Source organism: Methanolobus sp. WCC4, assembly GCF_038022665.1.
In the GTDB taxonomy this organism is placed as follows: Archaea; Halobacteriota; Methanosarcinia; order Methanosarcinales; family Methanosarcinaceae; genus Methanolobus.
Genome location: NZ_CP150629.1, coordinates 2,400,208 through 2,419,395 on the forward strand (window position 1 = coordinate 2,400,208; position 19,188 = coordinate 2,419,395).

Genomic DNA, 19,188 nt, shown 5'->3' on the forward strand with positions numbered 1-19,188 from the left:
AAGAGGGAGATTAATACCTAAAAATAATATTGGTGCATTTTAGTGTTACTAACAAAAACAAAAGTATTAAATATAAAGATAAATTATCACAAATCGTTTACTAGATAGAAATATCATTAATACTTGTAATACGACATTTCTCTGATTTTTGATTATCAATCAAAAAATAAGCATGAGATGTGATGAACACAGGTTGGAGCTAGAAAATATACACAGGAGCATTTGTGATGAAAAGATCATTAAGCATTTTACTGGCAGGAATGCTATTACTAGGAGTAGTTGCAATTTCCGGATGCACAGACACTAAAATGGAGATAGCAGGTACTGAAGGAACAACAACAGATGATGAGTTGATCGCAGCAGTTGGGACACATGGCGGAGAACCTGAATCAGGTTTTAATCCGGTCACAGGATGGGGTTACAATCATGAACCGTTGATCCAGAGCACTCTTTTTAAGAAAGATAGTAATGGAGCTCTTATCAACGATCTTGCAACGGATCACTCCGTTAGTGAAGATGGATATACATGGACCGTCACAATAAGGGATGATGTAACATTCCACGACGGGGAAGTACTTACAGCTGAAGATGTAGCATTCACATTCAATACCGCATCAGAAGCCGGCGGAAGTGTGGACCTTTCCATGCTTGAAAAAGCTACAGCTACAGATGATAATACTATTGAATTCAAACTAAGTGACGATCAGGCCACATTTATCAACAAACTTGCAGTGATTGGAATTGTCCCTGAACATGCATACGATGAGAACTATGGTCAGAACCCGATCGGTTCCGGTCCTTACGAATTTGTACAGTGGGATAAAGGACAGCAGGTAATTCTGGAAGCAAATCAGGACTACTATGGAGATGAACCTTACTTCAAGAAACTCACCATTGTATTCATGGAAGCAGACACTGCTTTTGCAGCTGCGAAATCCGGTCAGATCGACCTGGCTGAAATTCCAGCATCCTATGCAGGTCAGGAAGTCGAGGGAATGAAGATAGTGGCTCTTGAGTCTATTGACGCCCGCGGGATCAGCTTCCCGACACAGCCAGAAACAGGTGAAACATCCGAGGATGGATACACAATTGGAAATGATGTAACATCTGACGTTGCCATCAGAAAAGCACTGAACATCGGAATTGACAGGCAGACCCTGGTGGATGGTGCACTTAACGGACAGGGTGAAGAGGAATTCACAGGTGTTGACAAATTACCATGGGGAAATAAAGAAGCCATTATTGAAGACGGAAATGTTGAAGAAGCTAAGAAGATCCTAAGCAATGCCGGATGGGAAGATACCGATGGTGATGGCATTGTAGAAAAGGACGGTGTCAAGGCTGAATTTACTCTTCTATACGCTGCCAGCGCACAGGAAAGACAGGCACTGGCTGTTGCTGTTTCAGAGGAAGCAAAAGAACTGGGGATCAATATAATCCCTGAGGGTGCAAGCTGGGATAAGATCGATACACTTGCTCTTTCAACTCCAGTCGTATTCGGTTACGGTTCACTTGACCCGACCGACCTATACTTAAAATACTACAGTGAGAGCTACGATCCTTCAAGCTACAACAACATAATAATGTATAGCAACCCGACCGTAGATTCCTATTTAAGAACTGCAATTACCAGTTCAGACCAGAGTATTGCAAATGAGAACTGGCAGATGGCAGCATGGGATGGAGAAACAGGATTCTCTCCAAAAGGAGATGCTACCTGGATGTGGATGGCAACACTCGATTACCTCTATATCATGGACGAGGACCTTGACATAGGAACTCCAAAGATACAGCCACACGGTGCTGATATTTTCGGAAATATCCTGGAATGGGAACGCACAGAAAACTAAATTTGAGGTTTCATGAAACTGAGGGGAACTTACCCTCAGTTCAACCTATTTTAACCATTTAATTGGTTTTTCAAAGGATCTAAAATCACAAAAGATCACAAGAAACCATAAAATTGCTGGAATGGATAATGGAGGTTAAAATTGTGAATTACAGGAAATTAAGTATCTTTATGGGGAAAAAAGCCCTCAAATTAGTTTTCCTTTTAATTGTTGTTTGTATTGCCAGCTTCTGGATCGTAGAACAATCTCCCATTGACCCGGTCAGGGCATATATAGGGGAAATGAGCATCCAGCCGGAACAAAAGGCAAAGCTGGAAGAATATTGGGGAGTAAATACTCCTGCACACGAAAAATTCCTGAACTGGGCTGAAAATCTACTCAAAGGAGATCTTGGCACTTCACTGATATACAGAATGCCTGTGACAGACGTTGTTAAAGAACGGTTTGCAGCTTCTCTTATACTTATGGCTTCTTCGTGGCTTTTATCAGGAGTACTGGGTTTTATTTTAGGAATCGTAGCAGGAATGAAGAACGGAACCTTAATTGATAAAGCAATAAAAGTTTACTGTTATATTCTGCTTGCCGCTCCAACATTCTGGCTGGCGCTCATCTTCTTATTGATATTTGCAGTGAATTTAGGTTGGTTCCCTGTTGGACTTAGTGTTCCTATTGGTGTTGCAAGTGAAGATGTGACCTTTTTTGACCGCATCCATCATTTGATACTTCCGACTGTAACCCTGAGCCTGCTTGGAGTTGCTTCTATTGCGATGTTCACCCGTGAAAAACTGATAGAGGTAATGGAAAGCGACTATGTGTTATTTGCAAAAGCAAGAGGTGAAAAAGGATTTGACCTTGTTAAAAGACATGGAATAAGAAATGTTGCACTTCCAGCCATCACATTGCAGTTCTTAGGTTTCAGTGAATTATTTGGAGGAGCTGTGCTGGTTGAACAGGTGTTCTCTTATCCCGGCATCGGTCAGGCTGCAGTGGCAGCAGGTTTAAGATCTGATGTCCCTCTGCTTTTAGCAATTGTTATCGTCAGCGCTATTTTCGTCTATTCAGGAAACCTGATAGCAGATGTGATCTACGAGTTCGTTGACCCAAGAATAAAACAGCAGGAGATGAGAACATGAGCACTGCTGTTGTAACTGCTAACAGAGGACTTTTTAAAGGGTTCAACCTGAGGCAGAAGACCATCATGCTGATAAGCTGTCTTTCAGTGTTGTTAATTGCAATCGTGGTTTCAAGCACATTCATAGACGATAATGCGTTGTCCACAGATTTTGAATCAAAGAACCTGGCTCCTTCCCTGGAACATCCGTTTGGAACTGACTGGATGGGAAGGGACATGTTCATACGAACTCTTGGTGGACTTGGCTTAAGTATAGTGATCGGAGCCCTGGCATCCTCGATCAGTACTATGTTCAGTGTGATCTTAGGTTTGTTTTCAAGCATCGGTAAGGTAGAGGATTCGATCGTCTCCTGGCTTGTGGACCTGTTCCTTTCAATACCACATCTTCTCCTGATAATTTTGATATCCTTAGGACTTGGCGGAGGAGCTACAGGAGTGATAATAGCTGTTGCATTATCACACTGGACAAGCCTTACACGTGTTGTAAGGGCAGAGATCAAGCAGATAAAGACCCAGGAATACATCCATATATCAAGGAATTTTGGCAGATCCAGATGGTGGATAGCTAAAAATCATATCCTTCCCCACCTTGTTCCTCAGTTCGTGCTGGGTACGATAGTAATGTTCCCACATGCGATCCTGCATGAAGCATCAGTAACATTCCTTGGTTTCGGACTTTCACCACATCAACCGGCAATCGGCATTATCCTGTCGGAATCGATGAAATATCTCTCAGCAGGATACTGGTGGCTTGCTTTCTTCCCGGGATTATCTCTTCTGATAGTGATACTTGCATTTGATATGATCGGAGAGAACATGGGAAAGCTACTGGATCCGAAAAGAGCACATGAATAGATGAAAAATCGATGAAACCAGATATGAACGATCAAAAGAGGTGAAGTATGACAGATACATCCCAATTAACAAATAACAACACGGAGAGATCTGACGCTCTATTAAAGGTCAAAGACCTCTCACTTTCTTTCACTCAATATGCCTCCGGACTCAGGCAAACTGAACTAAAAGTGATATCCAGTTTGAGCATGGAAGCTTACAGTGGAGAGATACTAGCTGTTGTAGGTTCCAGCGGTTCCGGAAAAAGTCTTCTGGCACATTCTATATTAGGCATTCTTCCATCGAACGCTAAGCTTAGCGGCACTATGGAATACGATGGCCATGACCTGACACAGAAAAAGAAAGAGGAACTCAGAGGTAAGGAAATAGTCCTTATCCCACAATCAACCACATATCTTGATCCCTTGATGAGGATCTCCAGTCAGGTCATAGGAAGTGTTGATGATAAGGATGCAGAATCAAGAAAGAAGCTTCAGAAAGAGATATTCAATAGATATGACCTGAAACCTGAAGTCGAAAGAATGTTCCCTCATGAACTTTCAGGAGGAATGATCAGAAGAGTTCTTGTTTCAACTGCTGTGATGAGTTCGTCAAAGATCGTGATAGCAGATGAACCAACACCGGGACTGGATGAAAAGAACCTGAACGAAACTTTAGGCTATTTCAAGGATATGGCAAACAAAGGATATGCCGTTATTCTCATCACCCATGATATCGAAGCTGCATTGAAGATCTCTGACAAGATCGCCATTTTTTACGCTGGCACCATCCTTGAAATTGCAAATACAGATGACTTTTCAGGTGAAGGGGAAAAACTGAGGCATCAATACACAAAAGCGCTATGGAATGCCCTGCCACAGAACAAGTTCCAGGCCATAAAAGGTCACCAACCCATGCAGGATGAAGTGCTTGATGGCTGCTTCTTTTATGAAAGATGCACTACAAGAGGCGAAGTTTGCTCAAAATGCGTTCCTGAGTTAAAATTGTTCAACGGCGGAATGGTGAGGTGCAATAATGTATCTTAAAGGCGAAAACATTAGTTTCGGCTACAAGGAGAGTAATTTAATCTTAGAGGATGTGAACATTTCCCTTGGCAGCGGAGAAGTTCTGGGACTTGTGGGAGACAGCGGATGTGGGAAATCAACCCTGTGCAGGATACTGGCCGGATATGAGAAGAACTACGATGGGAACATAAGCATAGATGGAAACAAGATATCATCAGGCGGATATAATCCGGTACAGCTAATCTTCCAGCATCCGGAAAAAGCTGTTAACCCAAAATGGAAAATGAAGGATATCCTGAAAGAAGGACATGAGGTCTCACAGGATATTCTGGAAGCTTTTGGAATTAAGGATAACTGGCTCAACAGGTGGCCTAATGAACTTTCCGGAGGAGAACTTCAGAGATTTGCTCTTGCAAGGGCTTTGGGACCCAAAACAAAATTCCTGATTGCTGATGAAATAACCACCATGGTGGATGCTATCACACAGGCCCAGATATGGGAGAGCATTTTAAGCATCGTTGAGGAATTGGGTATTGGAGTTCTTGTTGTAAGCCACGATAAAAGTCTGATCAACAGACTATGCCATGATGTTTTGTACATGTCTGACCTGAACAGAAAATAAGGCTCTATAGAAAATTACCGGTGTTCAGAAAATGAATTAGAGATAACAGATGATTTATGCACTTTTTCGGATTGTGCCGGCTTCGCCGGACCCTCCGAGATGGTTTTAGTTATTCAAGGCATCCATTAATCAAACTTATTGTCAATGCCCTTATGTTTTAGATAGTTCTACAAAAGAACATTGACAAACAAAGAACAACATGGCCATCCGCCGCAGGCGGCACTTTCCTTCAATGCCATTCTAAAGAATACTGAAATAATTCAGTTGTTTAAAATTACTGAGTTAAAGTTGCACTTAACAGTTTTTCTAAACGCAGATTTATTCTGATCGATCAGAAATCCTAATCCATCACAGTATATTCGAACACAAGCTGTCCCACTACAAAGAATATCAGATCATACACAATAAGCAACCTGAGCTCCGAAGAAATACTACTTATCCCACCATCTGTAAGTATAGTTCCTGTTGCCATAACAGCCGGAATGATCACAGGAATGATCAGCGGAAGCAGAAGCACCGGGAGCATAATCTCCCTTGCCCTTGTGCTGGCAGAGAGTGCTGAAAGCAGGGTTCCCACGCTGACAAAACCAAAGGTTCCGAGGAAGATAATTAGTGCAAGTCCGGGAATGTTACTGATATTGTAATTGAAGAGCACTATGAATATAGGGATTGTAACCAATTCCACAATGAACATGAGTACTGCATTTGATATTGTTTTTCCGATGTAGATGGAACTCCTGTCTATCGGTGAGAGCTTCAGTCCTTCAAGGCATCCGTTCTCCATCTCACCGGCAAACGAGCGCGAAAGTCCAAGGGTGCCTGCAAAGGTGAAAGCCACCCATAGCACACCGGGTGCGAGTTTCCCTACAAGTTCGGTCTGGCTTAGAACATCACCGAATGAGATGCTGAAAATGACTATAACGATAAGTGAGAAGATGAGCATGGAATTGAGCATCTGCTTTGTGCGGAACTCGGCCTTAAGGTCCTTTGCTGCAATGTAGAGGCTTTTCTTCATTCATCTCACCGCCATGAAGTATTAGAGATTACTGATGCCCTCTGCATCCGTATCTTTTCCAACTATGGAAAGGTACTGTTCCTTGAACTGTTCCACGCTTCCAATATCCTTTTTCAGCCTGTCGAAACGTATCTCTCCCCTGTCCATGATGAGCATGCGGTCGCATAGCTCGAAGGCACGTTCGATGTTGTGGGTGATCATTATCCTTGTAACATCAGAATCTCCGGTACCCATGAGCACACGTTCAAAATTAGCTGCTGCATGCTGGTCAAGTCCTGTATAGGGTTCATCCATTAGCAAGATCCCAGGCTGATGCAGCAGGGCCCTTGCAATGGAAAGTCTCTGTTTCATCCCCCTTGAGAACGAACCAGCCCTCTCATCTGCACGCGGAAGAAGGTCAACGTTTTTCAGTATGGCATCCACCCTGTCATCGATACTGCTGCCATCAATACCGTACATGTGTGCGAAGAATACGAGGTTCTCCCTTGCTGTAAGCTCATCGTAAAGGTAGGTCTCATGGGATATGGCACCAATCATTCCTCTTATCTTTTCAGGGCTTTTTCTGGCATCGGTCCCATTCACAAGTAAAGTTCCTTTAGAAGGAGCGACTATTGTGGACATTATCTTAAGAAGTGTGGTCTTTCCGGCACCGTTGGGACCAAAGATAGCAACGAACTCACCTTTTCCTATCACAAGGTCGATGTTGTTCAGCGCCTTTCTGCGTCCGAAGCTCTTTGAAAGACCGGAAATTGATATGATACTGTCCATTGGAGCCATTAGGGCTATATTTACAATTTCAGATTATATAAATTAGCGTTCTGTCCTGAAAAATAAAAATGGTCTTGTGGGAGGAAATGCACACAACTGTGTCTCATCTCTCAAATGCAGGTCCGCCGACATCTGCACTGTTGCTGTAGCCTGCACTTTCCCAGTAGCCCACGTATGGCTCATCAGTAACCTCGATCGAGGTTATCCATTTCGCCCACTTATAACCGTATTTGTCCTCGGCCACAAGCTGCAGTGGAAAGCCCCTGTCAGCAGGCAGTGTTACATTGTTCAGCTTATAGGCAAGCATGATATCGTTCTCCACCAGATAATCCAGTTCAAGTCCTGTGGAATAGCCATCTGCACTGTAGAATATGACCGTAGTTGCACTGTCGTTGACACCTGTATCGTTGAACAGTGTGTTAAGTGTCACACCCGTCCACATTGCATCGAATCCCCAGCCTTCAACACAGTCCATACGTACGAAACGGGTGTCTGAAGGATATGCGAGCAACTGCTCATAGCTCAGGCTCATAGGGCTGTCAACTAATCCGTATATCCTGAGCTCATAGGCATCCCGGTCGATGTACTGGGTTCCTTTGATAGCATTGTTCCTCTGCTCTGAAATAGGAGTGAGGGTCTTACCTTCGAATACTGAGGCTTCGAGTACCGTAGCTTCGCCTGAAGTGTTCACTATCTCCTGCGGATCCTCAAGGCAACCGGAGCTGAGTATCAAAAAAAGAAGTATAGAAACGGTCCTGATCAACAAGACCTTTTGCTTCTTTGCATTAAGCATGTATAGACTCCGAGAATCAGATATTGGCCAGCAGGTCAAGTCCCTTATCGCTCAGGAAATACTTGTCCTCGATAATGTTCAGGAACTCACCGTTTATCAGGAACTCGGTGTGGTACTTGAATACCTTTTCATCAAGTTCTGTCCTCTCAAGAAGATCCTTCTTTGTTGAACCAAAAGCACCGATCTCCTTGATCAGTTGTCTCCGTACAGGATGTGAAGCTGCCTTGTGTATTATCTCGTGCTCAGCCTTTACACGTTCCCTTTCAGATGGTTGTGCATCGATCAGACTATCCAGTTCATCATCATCAAGCATAATCCTACTCCTCCTAAAACAGGTAAGAGAGTATATTATAAAAAGTATCGTACAGAAAAACTGTCCATCATATGAGATTATCAAATTAGCTCATCTTTTTCTCCATTCTAATTTGACAAGCTTTTTCTCACACATAATTTGCAAATGAATTTGGATTTTTGACCTTGTTTTGCAAATTTGCAATCAGCATCAATTGATAAACAACAAAGTTCATGGTAACATAGAGTTCTCTGCTTCCTTTTCTGATTGATCTAACATCAAATTTGAGAATATGCTTCACATGCTTGTGAAACCTTTCACAATCTTGTCTTGTCCCTTTTTTCTTCTGGAATTCTGCATCCTCCATGTTCTGATTTCTTAGATACATTCCAACTTGCTTTGACCTTCCATGTTTGTAGAGGAACTTCAATTTTCTGTTAAGTGGAAAGTGGGGGTCTCCCCCACTTTTCCACATCTTGTTCATCCAATGATTGATTCTCTCTATTCTTCCTTCCTCACTGACAACAGCATCAGAAGGAAGGGATATTGTAGGATTCACATTAAGATCATTCCAGATATCTGCGTAGTTAGTGAATGAATCATATGCACCATCCAAAGCATATGAATCAACTTCAGGATTCAATCTTTTCAAGAACTCAATATGCTGTTCCAGTTGTGGAGAATCATGTGCCAGTCCCTTTGTATACGTCATGTACAATGGACAAGTTCCGATTAATGTGATATGCGCTTTATCCATTTTACAGTTATAATGCGGATTATAATCACTATGCTTGTCGTACCTAGAAGCTTCAATAGGTGTTGAATCTGTTTTTAGGTCCTTTGAAGATGTTAGATCTAGTATTCTCGAAGCTACTTTTTGCATTATTTCCCGGAATCCATTTTCTCCTAACCTGTATTTCACAAAGTGGTGAAGTGTTGCTCCAGTTGGCATTGAAATATCATCGTTCGTATTAACAAAACGAAGAAGCAGAGCTTCTTCATCTGTTAGCGATGAGATAGTTTTGTCAAATGAGAGTTTTCTGAAACACATGACAATGGTGAGTTTTATCATAGAAGAAACACGATACTTGAAATGCCAGTCTTTATTGGAATAGTAGTTGTTTTCAACATGCTGTGCGATATCATCGATATTAAGAGAATGTAGCAACCGGCAAATTGACACATTATCTTTACCAACGTAGTTTCGAATGGAGTCCTCAAAGAGGACTCCTTTATACACAGTACAAATATCCTCCATGAGACTGGCCAAATTTATACTATATGAATCTATTGACCTAGCTACTGTTTTTTTTGGGGGGGGGGGCGAGGTCTTAAAGAAAAAAGAGGTAAGCTTTTAAGTCAAAATTCTAATTTGATGGACTCCATATGATCAGCTCATATAGTTAATAACAAAACAAAATTCGAAAAGAAAGAGATTCAGATGCTTGCTTCCTTGAAATATAATACGAATGCTGGCCTTGTTGAAAGCAAACAAGTTATCAATGCAAGAGGGTTGCACTATCTGAGGGGATCGTTGGTGCCAGCATTCATATCAATGTGATAAGGCCACTCTTTTCTCTGTTCCGGAAGCATGTGTTACCTCCATTGCAGGTGTCATTTGTGACCACTTTGCTACCAGACCCTGATCTGCAGGCAGGAATGTAAGTTTACCTTCCTGGTATCTCATAGGAGAACCAATAGCCTCGTAATATCCATTCTTAAGGCTCTGCATTGCAGCTATCACGGTCTCATTATCATACTTTGTGTTACCAGGGTTTGCAAATTCAACACCTATCAGCACACCATTCACGTGCAGAGCAAGGTGCAGTTGCCATGTATCCCTGTTAACGAATTCATGAACTTTAATATCCATAACCAAATTGCTTTCATCTTCCCTCAAGATCACAATCTCCTTGTAATTGACTGCAATCAATACATTGCATGAACTCATATAAAAGAAGTCTGTGGGTATTTTTAGAAAGATGTACACGAATAAAAATAACGTGTACCTGATATGGAGTTCCATGTACATAGGTTCATTCAAACAGGGCCCTTGATACCGGTCGATCGTGCTGGCCATGTCTGCCTATGTAGGCCTTATAGTCCCCGGTATCCGTATCGAACACAAAAACGTACTCGGTCTTGAAGTAGGCCCAATATTGTGCATAAGGATTCCTGGCATCACTGATGATAACGGTCACATTCGCTCCAGAGGAATAGGCACTATATACCTGATAGTCCACCTCACCCGGTAGACTGGCATCATACAGGGACCGTGCCCTGGATACGTAAGGGCTGAACTCACTTCCACTGTCAGGATATATTGGAACAAATGAACTCTGCTCGACCCCTGACCAGTAGCTTGAGGTCAATATCCTGTAATGGGTCTCATTATATTGGTATGCAGAGAGAAATTTGCCGGGAGAGATCGGATAGGAACCCTGATATCCTATATCATGACCTTCAGCATCCTCAATAGCACTTATGAGAAATGCCTTTGCAAGCGGATTGAACAAACACCAGACCGTGAAAATGATAAGAAGCTGGCGATACATCTTTGAGTGACTGCCTGATGTAAGTGTTTCGAACCATCCATTACCCCCCTTGAAGGAACCATTTCGGATCCCATTCCTTTTTACCCTGTCCGCAAGGATGTAGATCATAGGCACAAATGAGATCACAGTGACCACTGGATCGAAGAAATCTATCGCGCCTATCGTTGTAGCCTCCGTTACAAACGGGAAGAACGGTCTCATCTTCCAGCTTGTGACATAATCCAGATATACGTGACTGAATATTGCCGCCGCAGAGGCTATTGTCAATAGCCTGTCCCTTTCCCTGAGCCATACATAGATGATCACAATTGATGCAAAGGTCAGAGAATGCATGAACTCCCGATGACCCATCAGGTAGTACATGGCATTATAGACCCCATGGGACAGGTATTCATCAACTGCAAGTAATATTGTACTCAGTATGAAATCAAGATCAGGTAGAATTGCCATGAAAGCAACTACCTTTATCTGTCTGCTGTTCAGTCCTGCAACTGATGCTATCAGTAGCCCGATTCCCAGATGGGACAGAGTGTTTACCATCCTGACATCCTCACACCATTATAAAGAATGAGACTACTTCTTATTATATTCTTGGAGGATGCAGGCTGATGAAAAAGAAAAAAGAGAATGAAAAGAAAGAATAATGATCTCAGTACTTTCCAAGGGTCTTTGCAACAAGCCTGTGGAAACCATGGATGCTCGTACCGCTTCCAAGATACATCATTGAACAGCGTCCGGTTATTATGTTAAGGTTAGGGTCATATTCAAGATGATCCACATCACATGTATCTGTCTTCCAGTGCACCCAGAAATCGACAATACCCCTCTCAGCCAGTTTCTCGATCAGCCTTGCTGGTTCGCTCTTTGTGATACCTATGATGACATTCTTCACAGTAACCGGCACAGAACCTATATCCTTTACCGAGCCTTCCATAGGCTTTTCAGAAAGGTCGAGTACACTGACGATCTTTCCTCTTTTCTTAAGCTCAGCTATCGTCCATTTTATGGCAGGCTTCGTGCCATCTGTTATTACCAGGAAATTGTCCCTTTCCCAGAATTCTTCCTGCTTTGTGACCATGCGATCCTTCCTTTATTACTTCCTTAAGGAAGTTAATAGCTCATTGTATATGAGGGCTTTTAAGTGATACCACAGACTGTTTAAGCAATGGGACCAGAGAGAATTATATGTCGGTGATCTCCAAGTACAACCGGATATCTCATGTGTACGATATAATGGAACTCCCAATGGAGACCATGATGTTCAGCAACTGGAGAGAAGAGGTCCTTTCCGGACTATCAGGCAGGGTTCTGGAGGTTGGCATAGGTACGGGAAAGAACATACCTCACTATCCTGATAATTGCGAAGTTGTTGGGATCGACATAAGTGACAAAATGCTTTCCCATGCAAAAGAGAAAGCAAGCTCTAGAAACAACATTTCTTTATTCCAGATGGATGCTGAGAATCTTGGATTCAAGGATGATAGTTTTGACTATGTGATCACCACTTTCGTCCTGTGCTCGATCCCGCAACCAATCCCTGCACTTAAGGAAATGAAACGCGTCTGCAAACCTGATGGAATGGTCATCAACCTTGAGCATATGAAGAGTGAGAACAGGGCAATTGCACTGGCAGAGGATGTATTGAATCCGCTTACAGTAGCAATAACCGATGTGAACATAAATCGTGAAACAGTGGAAAATGTCAAAAAGGCAGGCCTTAACATAATAGATGTAAGGAATATGGCACTAAAGGATGTTTTCAGGCTGATAAGGTCCAAGCCGTAATTAACCAAATATACTGATCAGATCATCAATTCCCAGACTGACATCGAATTCCTTCAATTTGAAGAACTTCTTAGCCCTGTTGTCATTATCCTCAAGTCTGAGATCACTTTCAACAAATCCCGCCTTTTCCAGTCTTTTCAAGTGCAACTGGACGACCTGACGTGAGAGATCAAGATCCTTGGCAAGCTCATACACATATCTCTCCCTCTCAGAGAGCAGATACAGTAGCTTCACCCTTACCGGATGGGAGAGTGCCTCTCCTATTGTCGTTATCTGTTGAAGTGTCATCGTCATTTATGATCCTGCTGTTTTTTGTTAACTGAGTTCAGGTTCAGATCTCGTCGAGTTTATCCTTTATGTCCTGAACCATCCTCTTGACCTCTTCCACGTCCTTCTCGACCCTTGCAAGGCGTTCATTACCCTCTGAACCGCCGGAACCGGATCTGTTAAGAAGAGTAACTGTCACCCAGACAACCAGAAGGATAATAAGTATGTTCAAAAGAAGACCCCAGATACCATAACCATACATGCTGCTACCCATCATTTTCTAATTCATCCTTAAAATTATTAAGTTAACAAAGAGTATATGGGAAGGCTCGTATTACTAGTTTTCGACCTTCCCTATGCGATTATCATTCTCAGGCAAATGATATCAGTATCTATAGCCTGCTCCTCCACAGCCACCGTATCCACCATATCCGCCACGCATTCCGCGTCCGCCCTGGTAGTACTGGCCCTGATATGAAGAACTTGCATAGAAGTCCACTATGACATCGCCTGTGTATGCATCGATGCGGCCCTGCTTTGTAGTATCACCCTCTGTGTAGATGAAGACCCACCATCTGCCCATCTGATAGATATCTTCAACGGCTCCATCGATTGCATCATCTGCAATATCCATTGCATCATCAGCAGTCTCTACTTCAAGTTCAAGTGTTGTTCCATCATTTGCATATGAGCTGTACACAGGACAGTATTCAGATCCATATCCACTGGCGTACCCACTGGCATATCTCATACCATGTCCTGCCCATCTTGACATCTGACCGAAAAATGTTGCATCATCAGCCTCATCAACTGCCGCACTTACTATACCTATCCCTGCAATGGTTGCAATGAGCATACCAGCAAGGAGTATTGATGTTGTTCTTTTCATTTTTACACCTTCCTGAACTGCAGGAAAACCTGTTCTGTAATTTCATCCTGCATATGTAGTCTTGACACTACATATGTATGATAGTGTAGTATATAAGGCTTGTGTGGAACTTCCAGTGAAAGCCGAATTTCAGCAGTTGTATTAAGTATAATAAAGATACGGAATTAGACCGGAAAAATTACTTTCTTCGCTCAACATACCATCCTACAAGAGGTGGTATCCAGCAAAGGTTAGCAGCAATCGCTTCAAAGGCAGTGAAAGTCTGTGTGGTAGGGCTGAAACCAAGGATGCGTGAACTCAGAAGTCCAACCGGAACGATGAGTATCACTGCAAGGCTTGAAAGCATAACAGGATGACGGACATACCGGCTGAAAGCGGCATTCCATGTACCTTCCTTTCTTTTCAAAAAGAGCATGCCTGATATATTTGCACCTATCTGGTCGCTGAGGGAATAGAAATAAGGTATGTAGAAACCTTCGATACCATAGACATCAACCCCTGCTAACCTGCTTCCAAGGTCGATGACCCACGGAAAGGCAATACCGAAGAGTTTACCCCATCCATACGCTTCAGCCATTGTCTGCTGGCTGGGTTTGAAATGCTGCTTTATGGAATAGAATCCTTCGAATATGCTTTCCCCTTCACCTGCAAGAGTACGGACCAGCCATTGCCCGACAGGACTACGCTGATATCCATATGCATCCAGAAGTACACCTGCTATCAACCCAATGATATAACCTGGAACTGTATACCTGATAAGTTCGGAAAAGTTCTCTGTTTCGAACTCCTCTTCGTTGTCCTCTTGAACCTCTTCCACAATTATTCTATTTTGTTCTTTGTATAAGAGTTTCCTGTTAGAATGTAATAACAGACCTTAACAATATAAACAACACAAACTTTTTAAATTAATAATCCTGTAACATAAATAAATGTCTGAAGAAAATATAATTGAAGCTCATGCAGTAACGGATGCGAACATAACCTACAGACAAAGATATTTTTGGGGTATACCAATATTCATAGTGATCGGATGGATCAAGACAAAGTATGTGAGTATCTTTTCGGTCGAGCATGAAGGACACAGACTTGTCGTACTCTATGATGGCATCTGTCCGGTTGCAAGAGATGACAGGCTTCATATCACCGGGATCATGGATCATGGTGGAAATGCAGGCATCTGTGGAATGGTCATGGTAGCTTATCGAATAGAGAACATGGATACCGGTGATGTCTACGAGAAAAACTAAGGTGCTGGAGAAAAAGAAAGCAGGTAAATTACCCCTGTCATCATGGTCAGAACAACTTTATCCTTTTTCCAATTCCTTTTTCAACAGCCTTCCTGTAGACCATGTTCGCAGTTACAAGATCCTGGACTGCAAGACCTGTGGAATCGAATATAGTTATATCTTCATCAGACTGCCTTCCAACCTTCACCCCGGCAACCACCTCTCCAAGCTCACAGGAGATATCAGCCTCTGATATATCTCCGTTTGAGAGCGGGACATTAATCTCGCCGGAATGGGATGCCTGCACAATATCGTCAACGATGATCCTTGACCTTTTAAGCAGTGAGGAGTCAAGTTCCTGCTTACCCATGGCATCAGCACCTATGGCATTGATGTGAGTGCCTTCATTGATCCATTCCGATCTTACAATGGGTTCCCTTACAGGAGTTGTCGTTACCAGAACATCACAATCACATGCATCCTTAATGTTCTCCACAGGAGTAAAGTCACAGCTGACAAACTGTTTCATATCCTTTGCAAAGGAAGTACAGTGGGACATATTCCTGCTGTTGATCTTCACTTCCTCAATGTCCATTACCTCAGCAAGTGCCAGCAACTGTGTTCGTGCCTGTCCGCCTGCACCAACCATGCCGACTATTCTGGAATCGGGTCGTGCAAGATATTTTGCAGCAACCCCGCCTGAGGCACCGGTCCGCATGTCAGTTATATGGGTACCGTCCATCATGGCAAGGGGAGCACCGGTCTCTGTGGAATTGAGAACTATCACAGCCATGACCGTTGGAAGTCCTTTCTCCCTGTTATCAGGATGGACGTTGACTATCTTCACACCTGCAATATCCTGTTCTTCCATGAATGATGGCATCGTGCGCAGGTCACCGTTGTGTTCGGTGAAATACAGATAGGATTTCGGAGGCATCTGGACCTTTTTCAAGCCATGTTCCCTGAAACCGTTCTCTACAGCAGAAAGGGTTGAAGACATATCGATAACACTTTTGACATCTGATTGTTCAAGCCAGAGGACATCCATTAAACTCACTCCTTAAAAGATATAGAATATGTTGAAGCTTAAGGAATAAAACCCTGTTTATCTGATGTAATCAGAATATACAATCTTATATATAATAGCAAAGATAATATATTTTTGTGACCGGTCAGAATGACAATAATGTTCCCAGGAATGAGCTAACGCACCTGATAAGATCAGGGAATGAGATCCTTGGCCTGCTTGAAGATGATTCCACAGCCAATGAGCATGAATATCAGAAAAAGCGCAATATGTTCATTTCCGACTATAACAAATGGTACAGCAGGTGCCTGCCGATCGTCAGGACCATGATGCCTGACAGATCTGTAAGGTTCGAAAGTCTGCATCATACTACCAGACGCTCAGGGACAAACGAATATACCTACACCATACAGGACTATATCCATGGTGTATATTTCAACGGAAGGCCAAAGAGTTACACCGACAGCATTGCTGCCAAGAGGGTAAGAGAACAGATATCCATCCTGAAGGATGCCGTCCCCAGAACAGGGGATTTCTCCTTTGAGATGGAAAAATTCGTCAAGATCAACCCCATACATAGACAGCCTTCCAATGCGATCAGCAAACATGCTAAACTTGTAGATGCTGAATTTAATGATGAGCACTATGTATTGATGAAGAATGAGATCAATTCCACCTTCAAACGAGGATCATTATTTGCAGCTTTTGTACTTTCAAGAGAATTGATAAGAAACCTCTTACTGGACATGATAAGGCTCAGGTTCCCCCCATCACTACCAGAATATCTATATCTCTACTATGATATGCAGAACAACTGTCACAAAGAGATAAGGGCATTGATAGGAGTAATAGACGAAAAGAAGGATGATTTCGACCTGAACCCTGATGCCCTTGAACACCTTATCGAGATGATAGATGTATTTGAACCCAAGACCAGACCCTCTTCCCATTCTTTCCTGACCGTCCCTACCCGCGAACATCTGGAAGAGTACAAGATCGAAGAAATTGTAGATCTGCTTATCGATATTATCGATTTCATGAAAAAACAATGATCATTGATCTCTTATAACTGGATACTCTCATAGACCATGGATAAGAAAAAAACATCAAAAGAAGAACTCGAAAGAGAGAACCTTTTGCTAAAAGCACGTATCAAGGAACTTGAAGAGTCTTATAGCCTTTTCAAAGAGAGAAGAGAAGAAGAGATACATAAAGATAAGACCCTTTTAGACGGATTATTGATGTCCCTGCCTGACCTGATCAATTTTAAGGACAAAGAAGGGACTTTCATTGCATGCAATCGTGTATATGCCGATTCTTTCAACCTGTCAACTGAAGAAATAATTGGAAGGAATGATTATAATCTGCACGAAAAAGAATATGCAGATCTCTTCCGTTCAGTGGACAGAATGGTAATGGATCAGGGAATACCTCACAGGAACGAGGAATGGTCCACACTAGCCAATGGGAAAAAAGTCTACCTTGATACTTACAAAGCACCCCTTTATACAAGGGATGGAGAATGCATAGGCATACTGGGAGTAAGTCGTGATATCACGTTACAGAAGAAAAAAGAAAAAGAACTGATCAGAGCACATGAACAACTGATCTCTGTCATGGAAGCTTTTGATGAACCCGCCTATGTTGCCGACCCTGTTACCTATGAACTGCTCTTTGTGAACAATACGATCAAAAAAGAGTTGGGAGACGATGTTGTAGGGCAAAAATGCTATAAGGCCCTCCAGAATTTCGATTCTCCATGTCCGTTCTGTACGAATCACCTGATTTTCGGGGACAATGTTGGAAAAACACACATATGGGAAACCCGGAATGCTAAGAATAAACGCTGGTACCGGTGTATAGATAAAGCTATTGAGTGGCCAGACGGGCGTATGGTCAGGTTTGAACTGGCTGTGGACATTCATAAAGAGAAGATGTCACAGAAATCTTTGCGTGAAAGCGAAGAGAAGTACAAGACATATGTAAATGTGTCACCACACCCTATTTTTGTAATCGATTTCCATGGGAACTATGTAGATGTGAATCCGGCAGCTTGCAAAGTGACAGGTTACTCCAGAAAAGAGATACTGAAAATGAACCTTTCTGACTTTCTGGAGCCGACCAACAAAAGATATTATCTGGAGTTATTTAAAAAGCTACAGTCTGAAGGCCACATATCAGGAGAGTTCCCTTTTATCAAAAAGAACGGAGGCCTGTTCTATCTGGAGGTTCAGGTTGTAAGTATCCCTGAAAACAGGTTCCTTGCTTTGTGTACAGATAGTACTGAAAAGAGAAAGGCCGAGGAAAGGGTACTTCAGGCGAAGATAGATGCTGAGAATGCAAATCGTACAAAGAGCGAGTTCCTCGCCAATATGAGCCATGAACTGCGAACACCATTGAACTCCATAATCGGATTCTCAGATATGCTACTTACAGGAATTGCAGGAGATATCAATGACAAACAAACACGTTATCTTATAAATGTCTCCCAAAGCGGAAGACACCTGCTGGATATCATCAATGAGATACTGGATATTTCCAAAATAGAATCCGGCAAGATGAAACTATACAAAGATAGAGTTGCCCTTATTGAAGTGTATGAAGAGATACGTTCCAGTTTACAACATCTTGCAGATAATAAGGGTATAAAGATAATAATATCTCCTGAACTTGATGGAAAATGTGTGATCGCAGACAGGGCAAAATTGAAACAGATACTTTACAACCTTGTTGGCAATGCTATCAAATTCACAGAAGATGGCGGACTTGTTACTATTGATACGAGGTCGAGTGGAGAATTCATTGAGATATCAGTCATAGATACTGGTATAGGTATTCATCCTGAAGAAGTGAATATGCTGTTCAGACCTTTTGTACAACTGGATTCTTCTGAAGCCAGGAGATATGAAGGTACAGGTCTTAGGCTTGCCCTTTCAAAGGAACTCATTGAGCTTCATGGTGGAAGGGTATGGGCTGAGAGTGAACCGGGAAAGGGAAGTGCCTTCACCTTTACAATTCCAGCTTGTGAGTAAGTAAAATTATTATGTAAAATAAGTACTACCGGATCAATGAACCATATGGGAGTGCTATGAATACTCTATACATCTT

General features: G+C 42.5%; 22 protein-coding genes. 9 read left to right on the plus strand and 13 right to left on the minus strand.

The genetic code is table 11. The annotated features are described in order from the left end of the window. Positions 1 to 227: 227 nt before the first annotated feature. From V7O63_RS11295 to V7O63_RS11315, 5 genes are all read left to right on the plus strand, one after another. Complete coding sequence (locus tag V7O63_RS11295; protein WP_340818657.1) at positions 228 to 1,850, plus strand: ABC transporter substrate-binding protein; 1,623 nt, start codon at positions 228 to 230, stop codon at positions 1,848 to 1,850. 128 nt (positions 1,851 to 1,978) lie between these two features. Further along, positions 1,979 to 2,983, plus strand: coding sequence for an ABC transporter permease (locus V7O63_RS11300; protein ID WP_340818658.1), 1,005 nt, complete (start codon positions 1,979 to 1,981; stop codon positions 2,981 to 2,983). After that, positions 2,980 to 3,837, plus strand: coding sequence for an ABC transporter permease (locus V7O63_RS11305; protein ID WP_340818659.1), 858 nt, complete (start codon positions 2,980 to 2,982; stop codon positions 3,835 to 3,837). The genes V7O63_RS11300 and V7O63_RS11305 overlap by 4 nt, the downstream gene beginning before the upstream one ends. Before the next feature lie 47 nt (positions 3,838 to 3,884). After that, on the plus strand, positions 3,885 to 4,862 hold the full coding sequence (locus tag V7O63_RS11310; RefSeq protein ID WP_340818660.1) for an ABC transporter ATP-binding protein: 978 nt from the start codon (positions 3,885 to 3,887) through the stop codon (positions 4,860 to 4,862). Continuing rightward, positions 4,852 to 5,463, plus strand: a complete 612-nt coding sequence (locus tag V7O63_RS11315) for an ATP-binding cassette domain-containing protein (RefSeq protein WP_340818661.1) — start codon at positions 4,852 to 4,854, stop codon at positions 5,461 to 5,463. The genes V7O63_RS11310 and V7O63_RS11315 overlap by 11 nt, the downstream gene beginning before the upstream one ends. Before the next feature lie 340 nt (positions 5,464 to 5,803). On the opposite strand, the gene V7O63_RS11320 is transcribed toward V7O63_RS11315, so the two are convergent. The 8 genes from V7O63_RS11320 to V7O63_RS11355 form a co-directional block, all read right to left on the minus strand. After that, entirely contained in the window at positions 5,804 to 6,478 is a 675-nt protein-coding gene (locus V7O63_RS11320) for a heme exporter protein CcmB (RefSeq protein WP_340818662.1), read from the minus strand. 21 nt (positions 6,479 to 6,499) lie between these two features. After that, positions 6,500 to 7,255 carry an ABC transporter ATP-binding protein gene (locus tag V7O63_RS11325; protein WP_340818663.1) on the minus strand — a complete coding sequence of 252 codons (756 nt, stop codon included), beginning with the start codon at positions 7,253 to 7,255 and terminating at the stop codon, positions 6,500 to 6,502. Between the two features lie 94 nt (positions 7,256 to 7,349). Then, complete coding sequence (locus V7O63_RS11330) at positions 7,350 to 8,039, minus strand: molybdopterin-dependent oxidoreductase (RefSeq protein ID WP_340818664.1); 690 nt, start codon at positions 8,037 to 8,039, stop codon at positions 7,350 to 7,352. A gap of 16 nt (positions 8,040 to 8,055) precedes the next feature. Next, complete coding sequence (locus tag V7O63_RS11335) at positions 8,056 to 8,352, minus strand: hypothetical protein (protein ID WP_340818665.1); 297 nt, start codon at positions 8,350 to 8,352, stop codon at positions 8,056 to 8,058. Positions 8,353 to 8,479: 127 nt separating this feature from the next. After that, positions 8,480 to 9,589: a transposase gene (locus V7O63_RS11340; protein WP_340817689.1), complete on the minus strand. Its 1,110-nt coding sequence runs from the start codon at positions 9,587 to 9,589 to the stop codon at positions 8,480 to 8,482. Between the two features lie 294 nt (positions 9,590 to 9,883). Next, positions 9,884 to 10,231 (minus strand): hypothetical protein, encoded by a 348-nt coding sequence (locus V7O63_RS11345; RefSeq protein WP_340818666.1) that lies wholly within the window; start codon positions 10,229 to 10,231, stop codon positions 9,884 to 9,886. A gap of 136 nt (positions 10,232 to 10,367) precedes the next feature. Beyond that, a complete protein-coding gene (locus V7O63_RS11350; protein WP_340818667.1) occupies positions 10,368 to 11,426 on the minus strand; it encodes a metal-dependent hydrolase in 1,059 nt (352 codons plus the stop codon). 109 nt (positions 11,427 to 11,535) lie between these two features. Further along, positions 11,536 to 11,964, minus strand: a complete 429-nt coding sequence (locus V7O63_RS11355; RefSeq protein ID WP_340818668.1) for a hypothetical protein — start codon at positions 11,962 to 11,964, stop codon at positions 11,536 to 11,538. Positions 11,965 to 12,071: 107 nt separating this feature from the next. Here V7O63_RS11355 and V7O63_RS11360 point away from each other — a divergent pair, with 107 nt between their 5' ends. Next, positions 12,072 to 12,671, plus strand: coding sequence for a methyltransferase domain-containing protein (locus tag V7O63_RS11360; RefSeq protein WP_340818669.1), 600 nt, complete (start codon positions 12,072 to 12,074; stop codon positions 12,669 to 12,671). Here the strand turns inward: V7O63_RS11360 and V7O63_RS11365 are convergent, their stop codons facing one another. The 4 genes from V7O63_RS11365 to V7O63_RS11380 all read right to left on the minus strand — a co-directional run bounded on the left by V7O63_RS11365 (position 12,672) and on the right by V7O63_RS11380 (position 14,644). After that, positions 12,672 to 12,965: a winged helix-turn-helix domain-containing protein gene (locus tag V7O63_RS11365; RefSeq protein ID WP_340818670.1), complete on the minus strand. Its 294-nt coding sequence runs from the start codon at positions 12,963 to 12,965 to the stop codon at positions 12,672 to 12,674. Positions 12,966 to 13,002: 37 nt separating this feature from the next. Further along, entirely contained in the window at positions 13,003 to 13,215 is a 213-nt protein-coding gene (locus tag V7O63_RS11370; protein ID WP_340818671.1) for a hypothetical protein, read from the minus strand. 108 nt (positions 13,216 to 13,323) lie between these two features. Then, the gene (locus V7O63_RS11375) at positions 13,324 to 13,827 is read right to left on the minus strand and encodes a hypothetical protein (RefSeq protein ID WP_340818672.1); all 504 of its coding nucleotides are present in this window, start codon (positions 13,825 to 13,827) and stop codon (positions 13,324 to 13,326) included. Between the two features lie 178 nt (positions 13,828 to 14,005). Further along, positions 14,006 to 14,644: a hypothetical protein gene (locus tag V7O63_RS11380; protein WP_340818673.1), complete on the minus strand. Its 639-nt coding sequence runs from the start codon at positions 14,642 to 14,644 to the stop codon at positions 14,006 to 14,008. A 112-nt stretch (positions 14,645 to 14,756) separates the two neighbouring features. Between V7O63_RS11380 and V7O63_RS11385 the strand changes: the two genes are divergently transcribed. Continuing rightward, positions 14,757 to 15,074 (plus strand): hypothetical protein, encoded by a 318-nt coding sequence (locus tag V7O63_RS11385; RefSeq protein ID WP_340818674.1) that lies wholly within the window; start codon positions 14,757 to 14,759, stop codon positions 15,072 to 15,074. 46 nt (positions 15,075 to 15,120) lie between these two features. On the opposite strand, the gene ala is transcribed toward V7O63_RS11385, so the two are convergent. Further along, complete coding sequence (gene ala, locus V7O63_RS11390; protein WP_340818675.1) at positions 15,121 to 16,101, minus strand: alanine dehydrogenase; 981 nt, start codon at positions 16,099 to 16,101, stop codon at positions 15,121 to 15,123. Positions 16,102 to 16,217: 116 nt separating this feature from the next. Between ala and V7O63_RS11395 the strand changes: the two genes are divergently transcribed. Then, positions 16,218 to 17,132, plus strand: a complete 915-nt coding sequence (locus V7O63_RS11395) for a hypothetical protein (protein ID WP_340818676.1) — start codon at positions 16,218 to 16,220, stop codon at positions 17,130 to 17,132. Between the two features lie 36 nt (positions 17,133 to 17,168). Continuing rightward, on the plus strand, positions 17,169 to 19,112 hold the full coding sequence (locus V7O63_RS11400) for a PAS domain S-box protein (protein WP_340818677.1): 1,944 nt from the start codon (positions 17,169 to 17,171) through the stop codon (positions 19,110 to 19,112). Positions 19,113 to 19,188 lie beyond the last annotated feature (76 nt).

Excerpts from the sequence above, each read along its gene's own strand:
- ala (WP_340818675.1), bottom strand. The coding sequence starts at position 16,101 with ATGGATGTCCTCTGGCTTGAACAATCAGATGTCAAAAGTGTTATCGAT.
- V7O63_RS11295 (WP_340818657.1), top strand. The coding sequence starts at position 228 with ATGAAAAGATCATTAAGCATTTTACTGGCAGGAATGCTATTACTAGGA.
- V7O63_RS11300 (WP_340818658.1), top strand. The coding sequence starts at position 1,979 with ATGGAGGTTAAAATTGTGAATTACAGGAAATTAAGTATCTTTATGGGG.
- V7O63_RS11365 (WP_340818670.1), bottom strand. The coding sequence starts at position 12,965 with ATGACGATGACACTTCAACAGATAACGACAATAGGAGAGGCACTCTCC.
- V7O63_RS11330 (WP_340818664.1), bottom strand. The coding sequence starts at position 8,039 with ATGCTTAATGCAAAGAAGCAAAAGGTCTTGTTGATCAGGACCGTTTCT.
- V7O63_RS11335 (WP_340818665.1), bottom strand. The coding sequence starts at position 8,352 with ATGCTTGATGATGATGAACTGGATAGTCTGATCGATGCACAACCATCT.
- V7O63_RS11340 (WP_340817689.1), bottom strand. The coding sequence starts at position 9,589 with ATGGAGGATATTTGTACTGTGTATAAAGGAGTCCTCTTTGAGGACTCC.
- V7O63_RS11350 (WP_340818667.1), bottom strand. The coding sequence starts at position 11,426 with ATGGTAAACACTCTGTCCCATCTGGGAATCGGGCTACTGATAGCATCA.
- V7O63_RS11400 (WP_340818677.1), top strand. The coding sequence starts at position 17,169 with ATGGATAAGAAAAAAACATCAAAAGAAGAACTCGAAAGAGAGAACCTT.
- V7O63_RS11305 (WP_340818659.1), top strand. The coding sequence starts at position 2,980 with ATGAGCACTGCTGTTGTAACTGCTAACAGAGGACTTTTTAAAGGGTTC.
- V7O63_RS11355 (WP_340818668.1), bottom strand. The coding sequence starts at position 11,964 with ATGGTCACAAAGCAGGAAGAATTCTGGGAAAGGGACAATTTCCTGGTA.
- V7O63_RS11310 (WP_340818660.1), top strand. The coding sequence starts at position 3,885 with ATGACAGATACATCCCAATTAACAAATAACAACACGGAGAGATCTGAC.
- V7O63_RS11320 (WP_340818662.1), bottom strand. The coding sequence starts at position 6,478 with ATGAAGAAAAGCCTCTACATTGCAGCAAAGGACCTTAAGGCCGAGTTC.
- V7O63_RS11360 (WP_340818669.1), top strand. The coding sequence starts at position 12,072 with ATGTCGGTGATCTCCAAGTACAACCGGATATCTCATGTGTACGATATA.
- V7O63_RS11315 (WP_340818661.1), top strand. The coding sequence starts at position 4,852 with ATGTATCTTAAAGGCGAAAACATTAGTTTCGGCTACAAGGAGAGTAAT.
- V7O63_RS11385 (WP_340818674.1), top strand. The coding sequence starts at position 14,757 with ATGTCTGAAGAAAATATAATTGAAGCTCATGCAGTAACGGATGCGAAC.
- V7O63_RS11325 (WP_340818663.1), bottom strand. The coding sequence starts at position 7,255 with ATGGCTCCAATGGACAGTATCATATCAATTTCCGGTCTTTCAAAGAGC.
- V7O63_RS11375 (WP_340818672.1), bottom strand. The coding sequence starts at position 13,827 with ATGAAAAGAACAACATCAATACTCCTTGCTGGTATGCTCATTGCAACC.
- V7O63_RS11370 (WP_340818671.1), bottom strand. The coding sequence starts at position 13,215 with ATGATGGGTAGCAGCATGTATGGTTATGGTATCTGGGGTCTTCTTTTG.